Consider the following 14143-nt stretch of genomic DNA (forward strand, 5'->3'; position numbering starts at 1 on the left):
TTTTTTCCTATACCCTTCGCAGGCAGCCTCTGGTTCTAATAAAAATCGTAGTATTGCAAAATTCTACTAGTTGATACCAGCTTTACATCCGGTTTAAAACCCTTATTTAAGGAATAATTCAATGCAAGCGCAGGTAAAATGGGTTGGCGATGATCGCTTTCTGGGTCTCACCGACAGCAATCACTCCGTCGTTATGGATGCACAGCCGGGAGAGAAGTCAGCGCCCTCTCCAATGGAGATGGTCCTGATGGGTGTGGGTGGCTGTTCATCAGTGGATGTGGTGAGCATCCTGAAAAAATCCCGCCAGAATGTGTCTGACTGTAAGGTCGAGATCAAGGCTGAACGTGCCGACTCAGTGCCAGCGGTTTATACCAGTATTCACCTGCACTTTGTGGTGACAGGCAAAGAACTGAAAGAGTCACAGGTAAAACGTGCCGTCGACCTGTCGGCCGATAAATACTGCTCGGTTTCCATTATGTTGGGCAAAGGTGGCGTTGAAGTCAGCCACAGCTACGAAGTGGTTGAAGCCTGACTGTCTGTCGATTCTTTCCGATGATTCTTTCCAATGAAAGTCATCGGAAAGAATCGTAAACCCCCGAACTTAACCCGGAGGCCATGCCATCTGACGCCCACCCAGCAGATGCAGGTGGATATGATAAACGGACTGCCCCCCATGACTGTTGCAGTTCAGCACAACACGATAGCCGTCGTCTTCCAAACCTTCCTCAACCGCCAGTTCTCTGGCTTTCAGCATGATTTTACCCAGCAATAACTGATCATCAGCTGAAGTATCGTTCAGTGTGGCAATGTGTTTTTTCGGAATAATCAGGATATGCGTCGGTGCCTGAGGATTAATATCCCGAAACGCCAGCAGCTCATCGTCCTCATACACCTTGTTTGTGGGGATTTCACCTTCCACCATCTTGCAGAAAAGACAGCTCATTAACGGTTCTCCATTCTGTCCCAACTCATCAGGGGCGTTCAATCTGACGCTCCCACAGCAGGGTAGAACCTACCACGGCAGCAGGCATGATCACCAGATTTATAAAAGGCACCAGCAACACTAAAGAGACCGTTGCACCAAAACCCCACACACCGCTACGCTGCTCCCGAAGTCTGACCAGCATGTCATTGAACGACACTCCCCGGTTATCTGCAGCGTAATCACAATACTGGATCGACATCATCCAGCTGTTAAACAGAAACCAGAGCACCGGACTGACCAGATTAACCACCGGGATAATCGACAGAACCAGCAGCACCAGCGCCTTGGGCAGGTAATACACCAGTTTACGAAGCTCACGACAAACGGTTCGGGGCAGCAGAACCAACCAGTCTTTCAACTCATAATCCGGCAGATCATCAGCCCCATTCAGTCGCTGGACTTTTTCTGCCAGCAGCCCGTTAAAAGGGGCTGCGATTAAGTTACCAAGAATCGTAAAGGTAAAGAAAACCACGCCCAGCACCGCCATGGACAGTATCGGCCAGAGCAGATACTCCAGAAAGGACAGCCAGGTCGGTATCCAGCCGAACAGGTCTTCCATCCAGATACTAAACTGCCGGAAGGTCAGATAGATCAGTCCACCAAACACCAGCAGATTAAGCATCAGCGGAAACAGAACAAACCAGCGAATGTCAGGATCTGGCAATTTTTTCAAACCTTCCAGAAAATACCCGGGACCACTGGTAACAGACTCATTCATGCTTTCAACTCTATGCTTCGTTATTGGAATGCCGCATGTCCTGCTCGCCAGTATAACAAGGGCTGGCAGCCATCACAGGTTCAGCCTCTCTATGAAAGTGACTTTATTTTGCCGGGCTTGCCACCAGCTCTTTCTCACTTTCTTCAGACTGCCGGTCGGCTTCCAGTTTCTTTTCATACATCTTCAGGAATGGCAGGTAGGCCAGAGTCGAGAAAACCAGAAGACTGAGACTCAGGATCAGCGCCGGAATTGAAAAGTCCGTAGCCAGCAATGCACTAAGTGGCGCAGGCGTAGTCCACGGTACCAGAGTCACGACCCGTCCAACAAGGTTGTGATAAGCAGCGAAGTAGGCAATGGTGGTACTGATCAGCGGCACGACCATAAAGGGAATGCCAAGAATCGGATTCATCACGATGGGGGTGCCAAACATCACAGGTTCATTAATCTGGAAAATGCCGGGAACGATACTGATGCGACCAATAGAACGAAGGTGCGCGTTATCAGACATTGACATGGCAATCGCCAGCCCCAGCGTAGAGCCGATACCACCAATCAGCACAAACATATCAAGGAAGGAACCTGCATAGATGGTGGGGGCTGCAAGACCCGCCAGAAATGCAGCGTTATTAGCCTGAAAGTTAGCCAGGGCAACCGGTGCCGCAATACCGCCAAGAATATTGGAACCGTGCATACCAAAGAACCAGAGAATATGAAAACCGAACACAATCATCAACAGGCCTGGCAGTGTATCAATGGCCGACACCAGTGGCGCAAAGGCAACGGTTACCAGTTCAGGAATCAGCGTACCACCTTTGCCCAGGCTGGCCACAAACAGGTTGAGCGGCTGCAAAATGACTATCAGCGCGATCACCGGAGTTAAAGCCTCGAAAGAACGGGCAATGGCTGGCGGTACCTGTTCGGGTAAACGTATCGTCATCCCCTTTGAACACATGAACCGGTACACCTCAATCGCAAACAGGCTGAACACGATGGATGTAAATATGCCATTAGTATCCAGAAAGCGTGCATCCATAGCGGGCGGCCAGCCATCAACCGGCGCTGCCACCAGAAAAAAAGCAAACATCGCCAGAAACCCACCCGGAGTAGCAGGCAGCTTATAAAGCCTGGCAAGATTGGAACCGATGCCGTAGCTGATAAAGATGGAGGCCATGCCCAGTGAGGCATAAAAGGGCTGCATCCAGTCGGCTTTATGTGCCTCCATTAATTTGGCATACCATTCTACATAAACAACCGACTTCGGATCGGTCACCGGAAGATTCAGCAGAAGCAGGAGCAGCGACCCGGCAATCAGTAACGGCATTGCGTTAATCATACCGTCACGAATGGCCGCCAGATACTTTATGCGACCCAGCCTGTCAGCCATCGACAGTAGCCGCTGCTCCATAACGGCCATCCGTTTTTCCACTATTTTGTCTACTTTCAATGCAGCATTACCCTAAACCTGTAATGCTCAAAGTTTTGCACGACAAATGGAGTGGTCAAGTAAAAAACCTTCTGTTTACAATCTTGCAAAAAAGCTGATTTAGAACTGGGTGCTTACGGTGGAAAGGGGTTGGCAGGTCTGAGAGATCAACCCTTTAAATGCTAATACTCACTGGTTCTAATCCTGACCGGTGTTATTATTGTTTTCTGTTTTCAAGCTTTCAGTTTTCGACTAGTCATCTCAACAATTAATCTTGACAATGCTTGCGCTGACATCTGCAGGATGCCGCATTCCAAGGAGTATAAAAATGAGCGAAGCTAAACCTTCTCCAAGACACTGCCGCCTGCTTATTCTCGGGTCAGGCCCGGCCGGATACACCGCCGCAGTTTATGCCGCTCGCGCCAACCTGGAGCCGGTCATCATTACCGGTATGCAACAGGGCGGACAACTGACTACCACCACGGATGTTGATAACTGGCCGGGAGGCTCTGAAGGTTTGCAGGGTCCGGGCCTGATGGTGGATATGGAAGCACATGCCAAACGTTTTGGCACAGAAATCGTTTTCGATCATATCGAAGAAGTCGATTTCAGCAAAAAGCCTTACACCCTGAAAGGCAGCAATACCTACACCTGCGACGCCCTGATTATTGCCACCGGTGCCAGCGCCCGTTATCTGGGACTGGACAGTGAAGACGCTTTCAAGGGCAAAGGCGTATCAGCCTGTGCTACCTGTGATGGATTCTTCTACAAGAATAAAGATGTCGTTGTTGTCGGTGGTGGTAACACAGCGGTTGAGGAAGCGCTGTATCTGTCCAACATTGCCAGAACTGTGACCGTGATTCATCGCCGTCAGGGCTTCCGGGCAGAAAAAATTCTGCAGGATAAAATGATGGATCGGGTAGAGAATGGCAACATGCGCCTGGTACTGGACTCGGTACTGGAAGAAGTACTGGGTGATGACATGGGCGTCACCGGTGTACGGGTTAAAAACGTACTGACCGGAGAGACACAGGACATTGATGCCCTCGGTTGCTTTATTGCCATTGGCCACTCACCAAACACCGGCATTTTTGACGGACAGCTGACGATGAAAGACGGTTATATCATTGTCGGCAGCGGCCTCGAAGGCAATGCTACCCTGACGTCCAAAGAAGGTGTGTTTGCGGCGGGAGATGTTATGGACCACGTTTACCGCCAGGCGATTACATCCGCAGGAACCGGCTGTATGGCTGCCCTGGATGCAGAGAAATATCTGGATTCTCAGGCTTAAGCATACCCAAAGCGTGAGAGCAGGATTCCCTGCTCTCATACCAATTCCGCCTTCCGGCTAAATCATTCCACAAGCCCTGGTATTACTGTATTGATGCTTTTGATAACACAGTGCAGAAAGTTCCTGGCCAGTGCGAGAGTTACTCAACCGTTCGCTAAACTGTAACCCATGCATTTCGTCCTTAACTCAATTAAGGAGTCTGTGAAGATGCCCTTAATCCAGGCATGGGAGCTTTCAGAATTTGCTCGCGAGTATTTTCGGGGTACTCTGAAAACAGCAAACAAAGTATATAGCCTGCAATATGGAAGTGTGGCTGAAGACGACAAACTTCGACGTAATTCGAATCGGCAGAAAGCTTTTCAGTCACATATAGACTTGTGTAAGCATCCAGTGCAGAGCAGGATCGAAATTCTGGAAACATGGGAGCAGGAAAAAAGGTGTGGTAATTGTCTCGAGTATGCACAGATTGCAGCTAATGAGGGTATAAAAAGGAAAATCCCCAACATCTGGCTAGCTTCTTATATTAACGGGCTGCATGTGTTTTTGGTACTGACCGATACCCCTGCCCAGTTTGACATTATGCCAATAAAAGATTTTAAAAATTTTGAGCAAAATGATTTTTTCGTATGTGACCCATGGTTTAACATCAGCTGTAAACTATGCCTCTATCATTCGAAAACCTTCGAAAAAGCTTGTGACTGGAATAGCAAGGGTAAAGAAATAACATCGAAGTTATTTCGAACAGGGGAACCCGCTATACAGTGGTTTCACAGGCTTGCAGATAGCAAAATCGAGTTTTGTCAAATAACAAATGAAAAAGGTGAGGCAGTTTCTTTGGGCTACGATATTTTTTAACAACGTTATCGCTTCACCTCATGCGACTTGCTTTAGTTCTTCTGTGTCCGGTCTGTCCGGATATTAAGTCAGGCTTCTAAACTGGCAAAAGGCATCAGTGTCTTATACCCGTTCCGCCTGCTAAATATGGCCATGAGCAAGTCATATTTAGAAGGCGGAACGGGTATCACCTGTCATTAACTGGCCTGCTTCTCTCCAGGCATTGGGTTGACAGGGCCGACCTCTACCGCTGGTGCGGCGGGTTTATCTTCAGGTTTCACACTGAATTCTTCAGACAGGGTTCCCTTTTCATCCGGAGCCTGCTTCGGAGCATAGTCCTTTGGCTGCTCCACCGCCTTTGGGCGCTCGGTCCTGCGCTTGGTAATCTTTCCAGACAGCAGGGCATTGCTGCTCAACAGTGCGTCACTCAGACGATTTTTTACCACTTCATCTTCACACAGGTTTTCCGCGCCACTCGCCATGTGTTCATGAACATCACGATAGCTGTCAGTCAGCTTGTTGATAAGGTGTGCTGTGGTACCAAAATGGTCAGATACCTTGTTCTGATAATCTTTGAAGTCGTTCTGCAGTTCATCCAGCTGATTCTGCAGCTTGCCCCGTTCAGACTTAGACCCGGCCAGCAGATGGTATAGCAATGCCCCTGCCAGCATCCCCCCCAGAAACGCCAGACTACCTACAAACCAAACTACATTCATATCTTCCACAGTATTGCCTCAATGGTACGTTCTGGCTTCATCTGCCTATGACTCAGATAATGCTTACTGTTCAAAGAGAAACCACTCCCCGATCCTGAAAGCCAGTTTTGCTTACGTTATAATTTTTCCATGCCAAAGTATACATAGGTCTGGCGGTTCTTTACGCAGGTTACTCACTCTTTACTCTCCTCCAGCATGCCATCGGGTAACTCGATGACTTCAGGCGCTATCAACTGAAACTCATTGGCTTGAAAACATTCATACACGCAACTGAGTAATCTCTCTCCCAGAATACCGGCCACAGCAAAATGTCCAAATTCCAAAGCCAGAGCCTGAGGAGTCCTTCCAAGAAGGTCTTCTGCCTGAACATTAGCCCCTGCATTCATCAGTACTGTCACGCAGACCATAGCTCCATTTCTGGCCGCAACATGAAGAGGTGTTTGCCCTTGATCTGTAAGGGCTTCAATATTGATATCTGGCTGCCGGATCAAATACTCAACCACATGGCTCTGCTGTTCGAATGCCGCCTCATGCAGCGGAGTAAAGTTATCATTTTCACTATCTCCCGAATTAAGGCTTTCAGGGAGTATCCGGAGCAACCACTCAACAACGTGCAGGTTGCCTGTTAACGCTGCAATATGCACAGGCTGACGCCCGAAATCATCTATCACTGTCAAACTCAAAAGCGCTGCCTCCGGGGGGAATAGCAATAAACGAATAACTTCCGTTTGCCGGGTAATGACAGCATTGTGGATCGGAGTCTGTCCCTCATCATCTATAGCCGTTCTGTCTGCCCCGAATACCAGTAAGGCCGCAACAATATTTACATGGCCCTCAAGGGTTGCCAGATGGAGAGCAGATTGCCCTTCTGTGGTGACAGCTTCAATATCAATTCCGGGCTGCATAAGCAAATAGGCTACGACTCTGGAATGACCGGCAAAAGCCGCTTCGTGCAGTGGAGTGTAGTGACTGTTCCTTCCTCTGGAGGCATTAATTCTGCCACAATTGAGCCGGTGCAAATATTTCACTATCCTGAGATACCCAAGAGCGGCCGCAATATGCATTGGACTTCGCCCAAACCCATCAATCCTTCTAATTGATCCTCCATGTTCGACCACAAACCTCACCGTCGATACATCTTCCGTAGTCACCGCCAGATGTACCAGCGTTGAACCGTCTGAATCACTGGCGTTTGGGTTCACTCCCCGGGTGACCAGGCTTCGTATAAAACCCATACGAAGCGGTCCTTCTATAAGATTCACATAATCCAAAACAAGTGGCACATTAGAACCAGTCACCTCGAGAGCAGCTCCAGCATCTATTAAATGCCTGGCTACAGGATAGTGACCCAGCCTCAGGGCAGTATGCAAAGGTGGAGTATCTGTGGTGGATAACGAGAGAATTTCAGTAATCAGGGTAAGTTCATCTCGTTCACAAAGAATATCGACCAAAACGGTCAACATCAGATTAACAAAGTGCTGGAGGTTGGCTGATACGCAGTAGGATACAGGATAGTCGGTGCGGTTGTTGCCCGATACTGCCTGACTATCGGCGGGCAACGGAGTTCGGAACCAGTCAATAACAGCGTTCTGCTGTTCCGGATCATTGCAGACCAAGCGCGTACTCAGTGCGTTTGTCGCTTCAACTATATCAGGAATAAGTCTCAATACTTCCAGATCATAATGATTCGGAGGCGCACCGAGCGCAACCGAAAGCCCGAAGCTACTGATTACACTTGTCCGGGTGAGGATATTGAAAGACTTTCGACAAAGAGCGTTTAATAAAATTATTGTACCCGATACAACCACAGTAGTTTCCTGACTTTGAAAGGTCGTGAGTATGGGAGTACTTTGGTAAAAAACCAAACCAGTGGTACATTGACCAGCAACTGCATCATCACCAGCAGCCATAACAACCAATAACTCTTGCCAGACCTGACAATGAAAAGCAGCATGACTCCGCAGGAACGCTACCAGCAAGACCTGAAACGCGACGACTTTATGCCGGACCCTGCCCAGCTGGCGGCGGTTAAGCAGTTACAAAACCTCTATGACCGACTAATAGCCACTCCGTCACCCTCATGGCTGCAACGCCTTAATCCGTTTACATCAAAGCACAAAACACCGGTTCTGGGGCTCTATTTCTGGGGCGGCGTCGGGCGCGGCAAAACCTATCTGATGGATACATTTTTTGACTGCCTGCCCTTTCAGCAGAAAATGCGCATGCACTTCCATCATTTTATGCGACGAGTGCATTCTGAATTAACAAAGCTGGAAGGCGAAAAGAACCCTCTGGAAAAAGTAGCGGATAAGCTGGCTGGCGAAACCCGGATTATCTGCTTCGATGAATTCTTTGTGTCTGATATTACCGATGCCATGATTCTGGGCGGACTGTTTGAGCAACTGTTCCAGCGGGGTGTGACGCTGGTAGCCACTTCCAATGTCGAACCTGACCAGCTCTACAAAGATGGTCTGCAACGCGCCCGTTTTCTGCCTGCTATTGCACTGTTAAAAGAACATACGCTGGTCGTTAATGTGGATGGCGGCGTTGACTACCGGCTACGTTTGCTGGAGCAGGCTGAAACCTGGCATTACCCTCTGAACGAACAGACCAGTACGCGACTAACCGATGCTTTCGCCTCGCTGGCCGCCGATTTTAACCATGCAACGGGTAATCAGCCTGTTACGATTGCTGGCCGGAAAATCCCCTGTAAACACAGCTGCGAAGACCTTGCCTGGTTTACCTTTACGGCCTTATGTGACGGACCCCGCAGCCAGAATGATTATATTGAGCTTGCCTGCCTGTTTCAGACAGTCATACTTGAAGGCATTCCACAAATGAACGCCAGTAAGGACGACCAGGCTCGCCGCTTTATCAACCTCGTCGACGAGTTTTATGATCGCCATGTCAAGCTGGTTGTCTCTGCTGAAGTACCATTGCCAGAACTGTACGCCGAAGGCAAACTGAGTTTTGAGTTTAACCGCACTCTCAGCCGCCTGCAGGAAATGCAGTCGAGAGAATACCTGGCACAGCCTCATCGGTCAGCCGTCGTTTAAACCTGTTCAAAATACGTATAGCAGATTCGATGGGACAGTCTGATAGAATCCCGTCGCCGCACTGGCCACCTGCTTATGCCCGACACGCCATTCTGCTTCCACCCCCGGCATGGAGTACAGGTGTGACGACTTTGATTAATGCACTCCAACAGTTTTTCATTCCATCGTTTTCTGAATGAATCCAGGGCGCTCCTGCGCCTGTCTTTACCCATCATTATTACCCAACTGGCGACCAGTGCCATGGGGTTTGTCGATACCAGCATGGCCGGTCAGGCCAGCGCCCGTGACCTGGCAGCCATTGCGGTAGGAACCAGCCTCTGGTTGCCTGCCAGTCTCCTTTTACGAGGCATCCTGATGATGCTGACGCCGGTAACGGCTCACCACCGTGGTGCCGACAACCAGACCGGCATATCGGTAGACATTGGCCAGACAATCTGGATTGCCCTGCTCTCGGCACTGGTTCTGATTGCTTACCTGAGCCAGAGTGAAAATATTCTGACCTTTATGAACGTTGACCCGGAGGTAATCCCCATCGGTGTTGGCTACCTAAAGGCCCTTGCTATTGGTGTACCGGGCATCGCCCTGTTCTACACCTTTAACAGTTTTCTGGAAGGCATGGGCGATACCCGGGCGCCAATGGTGATGTCGCTGCTGGGTTTGCTGGTGAACATTCCTGTTAACTATCTGCTGATATACGGCAAATTGGGCTTACCTGAGCTGGGCGCTGTTGGCTGCGGCTGGGCGACAGGTCTTGTCTACTGGCTGATGTCTCTGATGATGATTCTGTATATTACTGCACGACACCGTTATAAGGTTTATGTGGTTCCGCAAAATATGATGCCCCGCATGAAGCGCATGTTTGAACTGTTCAAACTGGGCTTGCCCATTGGCATCAATATTTTTGTCTGCGGCAGTATCTTTGCAGTGATTGCACTGCTGATCGGCAAACTCGGTGCCAACAATATCGCCTCTGCCCAGATTGCCCTGAACTTCTCCAGCATGACCTATATGATTCCAATGAGCCTGTCATTTGGTATTACGATCAGGGTTGGCCATGCACTGGGGCAAAACAACACCGCTGAAGCCAGATTACGTTCCATCAGTGGTATTCTGCTGGCAGGCATGGTTGCCATGGTCTCTTCCAGTGCTCTGCTGCTGTTTCCAGACCAGATTATCGGCCTTTACACCAGTGAACCTGAAATCGTTGAAATGGCGGTAGCCCTTCTGACGTTCACTGCCGTCTATCAGTTCAGCGATGCTATACAGGCTGCAGCCAATGGCGCATTGAGAGGCTATAAGGATACCCGTACACCTATGCTTCTGGCCTGTATCGCTTACTGGGGCATCGCCCTGCCACTGGGATACACCGCTGCCATGACTGACCTGCTGATGCCTGCCATGGGTGTCCGGGGTTTCTGGGTTGGCATTGTCACAGGACTGACATTGTCAGCCGGTTTTATGGTGGTTCGCCTGATCCGGAAAATGCGCAGTGCTTAAACAGGTTACAATAACACTCAGGCTATCTGATACCTGAATCTTACCCTCCCTGTCTACTGGTCAGGGAGGTCAGAAATAACCATAGGCTTCCAACAAAAACTCATAACAGATTATTTCAGAATCTTTCAGGGCGTAGCTGATTTAGAAGACATTTGACGTTAGAATCAGTCACTCGGATGGAGGAGTACGATGAATCTAAATATAACAAACAAAGTCTTCATGGTGGCCGGAGGCAGTTCTGGCCTGGGTCTGGGAATTGCCCGACAGCTGGCGGCTGAAGGGGCAAAAGTATCAATTGCCAGCCGCACACCCGATAAAATCGCACAGGCGGCATCAACCATCAGCAGCGAAACCAGCTCGGAAGTTCGTGGTTATGTTTTCGATGCCCGAAACCAGGAAAGTATCCGCCACTGGGTTCTCTCAACCCTGGACGATTTTGGGCATATCGATGGTGTTGTGATCAATGCTGGCGGACCACCTCCGGGGGCTTTTGACGAACTGGACGACAAAGCCTGGCAAAACGCCTTTGAACTCACCCTGATGGGCGCTGTACGCCTGATTCGCGAAACATTGCCAGCCCTCAAGGTCAACGGCGGCAGCATACTGACCCTGACATCATCTACCATCAAAGAACCAGTTGACTACCTGACCCTGAGTACGGTTATGCGCTCCGGTGTCGCCAGCCTGGCAAAAAGTCTGGCAGACCAGCTGGCTGAAGATAACATTCGTATTAACAATCTGATCCCCGGTAGTATCCAAACTGACCGTATGGATGCGTTAAATCAATACATTGCCGGGCGCAGTGGTACCTCACGGGATCAGGCTCGCGCCATAATTGAGGCCGATATCCCCATGGGGCGTTACGGCAAAGCAGAAGAGTTCGCTAAAGCCGCGACCTTCCTGCTGTCCGATGCTGCCAGTTATATTACTGGCAGCAGTCTGGCTGTAGACGGTGGTCGTATGAAGAGCTTATAAACTGCCTGCCCTTTGAGTTTACCACGCCATTACTGGCAGCGAGGTTTGGTGTTTTATAACCTAAAGCCTCGCAACTTTTCATATTGCTGAACAAAGCTATCAGTTTGAGCAGAGAAATCATCGCCTTGCATTCTTTTCCTTATCTACGGTATTCATGAGTTCTTTATTTAAATCAAGTCGAAATTCGCGCATAGTTTCCATGAGGCTCTCAATTGTTCCTGCTGCCAGTTTTTGATTTTTTGGTGCCTTTTTGTTTGCTGCGACTATGATTCTGACAATTCTTTCCGCCTCAGCTTTTTTATTACGGGGAAGCTCCTTCAGCAAGCCGATTAACTGCCTTCTGGGCTTTTTCATTAATTCTTCATCACCGATATCATCCAGGTAGAACCAGTCAAGCTGCTGATTTTTCGGTCGTCTTTTCCTGTCATCACCATCATCGTCGTCGTCACCCCCTTGGGTTGCTCCCCGGGTGGCCGGAGGTGTGCAAGGTTGTGATGGTTTTCTACTGGTGACTGAGGCGGCATAAGTTTTCCCGGCAGTCACTTCACTCGACGAACAGCTATTATCCCTGTCGCCATCTTGAGGCACCCTTAACCATAAAGCGTCATCTCCCCTGAAAACTAAGCCTTCAGAATCGATGATGACCCCATTGGCAGGTCTGTTTTCACCATAGTGCTGTACATTCAGAGTGAGGCTCCCGCGATCATTTTGCAGTACTGCTACATCTCCTTTGCGGATAAGAATACTGTTTTGAATGGAGCCCCAGGTGTCATAAGTCAGCTTCGCGAGCCGTAATAACTTCCAGGTTCCAGCCTCAGCCGGAGTAATGACGATGATGTTTTTGCTGGTCATTATTTCAAACCGGGCTTTCAGATACTGAACCGCCTCAACATTCTCAGGCAATGTTTTGTCATCATCACTATTTTTCTTGTTCAGATAATAAACCGGTATTAACTCATCCGGGCTTCTCATTAAAAATCGTGCAGGCAGGGATAACTCCTCACCCGGATAAAACTTGATGGGGTCTTCTGAGGCCACACAGGATAACGCATTTTCCGGACACCCATATCCGGGAGGAACAGGAAGCAGTTTGTTATGGCTGATTGCGGGAGGCATCGGCACGGTTTCGGCAAGCATCTCTGATGGGGTCAAAAGCAGGCAAAATCCGGTACAGGCCAGCCATATTATATTTCTGACAACACTGAAACATTGCTTCGATCGAACCATGTAAGTACTTCCTTAGCCAGTAAAGGCAGTTGCAACCAACTGATGGAAGCAGGAAGGTTAGCTCACTGTTAGAAGACCTGACCAAAAATATAGAAATTAATTTTTAATGCATCGGTCACTCAGGGTTTTGCCGATCGGCGGATAGTGTTTCAGCACGAGATATTTCACCGCTTTTCTGACCTTTCTGATCAGCCTTGCGGGATAAAAGCAGTAAATGCCCTGAGAAGGGTCTCGCTCCAGAAATACACGGGTAACGGCAGGAACCTGCCAGTACAGAAAGCGTTTTCTAACCAGATACATGGGTATCAACCTTTTATGGAACAAAGAGGGGACACGGCGAAAGCTCCACCGTCAGTGGGTATTAGTCCCTGTACTGGCTAGAAAGTTCCCAAACCTGCAATATCGTACAAATCAGGTTATACCAATCAAAGTTATTAGCTTCGTCATGAGCATGACTTTTCAGCCGGTTAGGCAAGGCGGCGTGAGGAGTCATAGCCTTTATGCCCTATGGGTAGTAGCTATGGCGACGATCGCCAACGCAGAATAACCGGCTGAAAAGTCAGCGCAATAGAATAGCTAATAACTGCGATTGGTATTATTTCCGACTGTTACGAACGTGGTCGTAAGCGCCCTGAATTTCCTGGGCTTTCTGCTTGGCGACTTCCATCATCTCTTCCGGCAGGCCTTTTGCCACCAGCTTGTCCGGGTGGTGCTGGCTCATCAGCTTACGATAAGCCCGTTTTACTTCGGCGTCAGTGGCAGAGGGTTCAACCCCGAGAATTTCATAGGCCTGCTTCAATTCATCCCGGCCCGGGCGCCCCCAACCTCCGCCGCCCCCAGCCTGCTGCTGGCCGGCGTGGTGATAATAAGCCTGCTGCGCCTGAAAGCGTTTATGCAACAGCTCAAAACTGAGCTGGCTGACACCCAGCTGGTCACAGATATGTCGGAATACGGCACGCTCTGCCTGTGTCAGCCCGCCGTCGGCATACGCCGCCTGCAGCTGTATCTCCAGAAACATGGGAATCAGGGTACTGGAGCCTGCCACCCGACGGAACTCTTCCAGTGCCTCAGAAATGTCGGTCGACGGATTCTTTCCCTGGTTAAACAGTTCGATCGCCGCCAGGCGCTGTTCTTCAGAGAGACGCATTTCCCGCATAATGGCAGACGCCATCTGGATTTCATCTTCACTGACGCGACCGTCTGCCTTGGCGATACGCCCCATCACCAGAAAAGAGGCTCGAAAAAACGCCGACTGCGCACGCTGCCGGTTGTAGCCTCTTTGACCGGCCTGCCTGCGGGACTGATTCGGCGTTATAAAATTCCGGCCAATCCAGCTACCCAGGAGTGCGCCCATCAGAGCACCAAAAGGTCCGCCCCAGATCAACCCAAGAAAAGCACCAATTACTATTGCTGTCATTTAA

Annotated in this window: 15 protein-coding genes; 7 read left to right on the plus strand and 8 right to left on the minus strand. The window is 49.6% G+C overall.

The features are described from left to right. Nucleotides 1-121 precede the first annotated feature (121 nt). Nucleotides 122-532, plus strand: coding sequence for an OsmC family protein (locus tag V5J35_RS06005; RefSeq protein WP_354010375.1), 411 nt, complete (start codon nt 122-124; stop codon nt 530-532). A 69-nt stretch (nt 533-601) separates the two neighbouring features. Here V5J35_RS06005 and V5J35_RS06010 read toward each other — a convergent pair whose 3' ends face one another. The 3 genes from V5J35_RS06010 to V5J35_RS06020 all read right to left on the minus strand — a co-directional run bounded on the left by V5J35_RS06010 (nt 602) and on the right by V5J35_RS06020 (nt 3147). Further along, complete coding sequence (locus V5J35_RS06010) at nt 602-943, minus strand: histidine triad nucleotide-binding protein (RefSeq protein WP_354010376.1); 342 nt, start codon at nt 941-943, stop codon at nt 602-604. A 28-nt stretch (nt 944-971) separates the two neighbouring features. Further along, a complete protein-coding gene (gene cysZ / locus V5J35_RS06015; protein WP_354010377.1) occupies nt 972-1703 on the minus strand; it encodes a sulfate transporter CysZ in 732 nt (243 codons plus the stop codon). A 103-nt stretch (nt 1704-1806) separates the two neighbouring features. Beyond that, on the minus strand, nt 1807-3147 hold the full coding sequence (locus V5J35_RS06020) for a PTS sugar transporter subunit IIC (protein WP_354010378.1): 1341 nt from the start codon (nt 3145-3147) through the stop codon (nt 1807-1809). Between the two features lie 307 nt (nt 3148-3454). Between V5J35_RS06020 and trxB the strand changes: the two genes are divergently transcribed. Together trxB and V5J35_RS06030 are read left to right on the plus strand one after the other, a co-directional pair. Next, nucleotides 3455-4417 (plus strand): thioredoxin-disulfide reductase, encoded by a 963-nt coding sequence (gene trxB, locus V5J35_RS06025; RefSeq protein ID WP_354010379.1) that lies wholly within the window; start codon nt 3455-3457, stop codon nt 4415-4417. A 207-nt stretch (nt 4418-4624) separates the two neighbouring features. Then, on the plus strand, nt 4625-5272 hold the full coding sequence (locus V5J35_RS06030; protein ID WP_354010380.1) for a hypothetical protein: 648 nt from the start codon (nt 4625-4627) through the stop codon (nt 5270-5272). Between the two features lie 176 nt (nt 5273-5448). Here the strand turns inward: V5J35_RS06030 and V5J35_RS06035 are convergent, their stop codons facing one another. Both V5J35_RS06035 and V5J35_RS06040 read right to left on the minus strand, forming a co-directional pair. Beyond that, nucleotides 5449-5967 (minus strand): Z-ring associated ZapG family protein, encoded by a 519-nt coding sequence (locus tag V5J35_RS06035; RefSeq protein ID WP_354010381.1) that lies wholly within the window; start codon nt 5965-5967, stop codon nt 5449-5451. Between the two features lie 173 nt (nt 5968-6140). After that, nucleotides 6141-7634 (minus strand): ankyrin repeat domain-containing protein, encoded by a 1494-nt coding sequence (locus V5J35_RS06040; RefSeq protein WP_354010382.1) that lies wholly within the window; start codon nt 7632-7634, stop codon nt 6141-6143. A gap of 285 nt (nt 7635-7919) precedes the next feature. On the opposite strand from V5J35_RS06040, the gene zapE reads away from it, so the two are divergent. From zapE to V5J35_RS06055, 3 genes are all read left to right on the plus strand, one after another. Continuing rightward, nucleotides 7920-9023 (plus strand): cell division protein ZapE, encoded by a 1104-nt coding sequence (gene zapE, locus V5J35_RS06045; RefSeq protein WP_354010383.1) that lies wholly within the window; start codon nt 7920-7922, stop codon nt 9021-9023. A gap of 138 nt (nt 9024-9161) precedes the next feature. Next, complete coding sequence (locus tag V5J35_RS06050) at nt 9162-10520, plus strand: MATE family efflux transporter (protein WP_354010384.1); 1359 nt, start codon at nt 9162-9164, stop codon at nt 10518-10520. A 189-nt stretch (nt 10521-10709) separates the two neighbouring features. After that, nucleotides 10710-11495 (plus strand): SDR family oxidoreductase, encoded by a 786-nt coding sequence (locus V5J35_RS06055; protein WP_354010385.1) that lies wholly within the window; start codon nt 10710-10712, stop codon nt 11493-11495. 117 nt (nt 11496-11612) lie between these two features. Here the strand turns inward: V5J35_RS06055 and V5J35_RS06060 are convergent, their stop codons facing one another. Next, nucleotides 11613-12347 (minus strand): hypothetical protein, encoded by a 735-nt coding sequence (locus V5J35_RS06060; protein ID WP_354010386.1) that lies wholly within the window; start codon nt 12345-12347, stop codon nt 11613-11615. Nucleotides 12348-12513: 166 nt separating this feature from the next. Here V5J35_RS06060 and V5J35_RS06065 point away from each other — a divergent pair, with 166 nt between their 5' ends. Next, nucleotides 12514-12726 (plus strand): hypothetical protein, encoded by a 213-nt coding sequence (locus V5J35_RS06065; RefSeq protein WP_354010387.1) that lies wholly within the window; start codon nt 12514-12516, stop codon nt 12724-12726. A 92-nt stretch (nt 12727-12818) separates the two neighbouring features. Here the strand turns inward: V5J35_RS06065 and V5J35_RS06070 are convergent, their stop codons facing one another. Then, entirely contained in the window at nt 12819-13022 is a 204-nt protein-coding gene (locus V5J35_RS06070) for a hypothetical protein (protein WP_354010388.1), read from the minus strand. A 295-nt stretch (nt 13023-13317) separates the two neighbouring features. Further along, nucleotides 13318-14139, minus strand: a complete 822-nt coding sequence (gene djlA / locus V5J35_RS06075) for a co-chaperone DjlA (protein WP_354010389.1) — start codon at nt 14137-14139, stop codon at nt 13318-13320. Nucleotides 14140-14143: the final 4 nt, after the last annotated feature.

The organism is Endozoicomonas sp. NE40 (genome assembly GCF_040549045.1).
Classification (GTDB): domain Bacteria; phylum Pseudomonadota; class Gammaproteobacteria; order Pseudomonadales; family Endozoicomonadaceae; genus Endozoicomonas_A; species Endozoicomonas_A lisbonensis.

Coding starts and splice junctions, on each gene's coding strand:
- V5J35_RS06005 (WP_354010375.1), top strand. CDS start 122: ATGCAAGCGCAGGTAAAATGGGTTGGCGATGATCGCTTTCTGGGTCTC.
- V5J35_RS06010 (WP_354010376.1), bottom strand. CDS start 943: ATGAGCTGTCTTTTCTGCAAGATGGTGGAAGGTGAAATCCCCACAAAC.
- cysZ (WP_354010377.1), bottom strand. CDS start 1,703: ATGAATGAGTCTGTTACCAGTGGTCCCGGGTATTTTCTGGAAGGTTTG.
- trxB (WP_354010379.1), top strand. CDS start 3,455: ATGAGCGAAGCTAAACCTTCTCCAAGACACTGCCGCCTGCTTATTCTC.
- V5J35_RS06030 (WP_354010380.1), top strand. CDS start 4,625: ATGCCCTTAATCCAGGCATGGGAGCTTTCAGAATTTGCTCGCGAGTAT.
- V5J35_RS06035 (WP_354010381.1), bottom strand. CDS start 5,967: ATGAATGTAGTTTGGTTTGTAGGTAGTCTGGCGTTTCTGGGGGGGATG.
- zapE (WP_354010383.1), top strand. CDS start 7,920: ATGACTCCGCAGGAACGCTACCAGCAAGACCTGAAACGCGACGACTTT.
- V5J35_RS06050 (WP_354010384.1), top strand. CDS start 9,162: ATGCACTCCAACAGTTTTTCATTCCATCGTTTTCTGAATGAATCCAGG.
- V5J35_RS06055 (WP_354010385.1), top strand. CDS start 10,710: ATGAATCTAAATATAACAAACAAAGTCTTCATGGTGGCCGGAGGCAGT.
- V5J35_RS06060 (WP_354010386.1), bottom strand. CDS start 12,347: ATGACCAGCAAAAACATCATCGTCATTACTCCGGCTGAGGCTGGAACC.
- V5J35_RS06065 (WP_354010387.1), top strand. CDS start 12,514: ATGGGGTCTTCTGAGGCCACACAGGATAACGCATTTTCCGGACACCCA.
- V5J35_RS06070 (WP_354010388.1), bottom strand. CDS start 13,022: ATGTATCTGGTTAGAAAACGCTTTCTGTACTGGCAGGTTCCTGCCGTT.
- djlA (WP_354010389.1), bottom strand. CDS start 14,139: ATGACAGCAATAGTAATTGGTGCTTTTCTTGGGTTGATCTGGGGCGGA.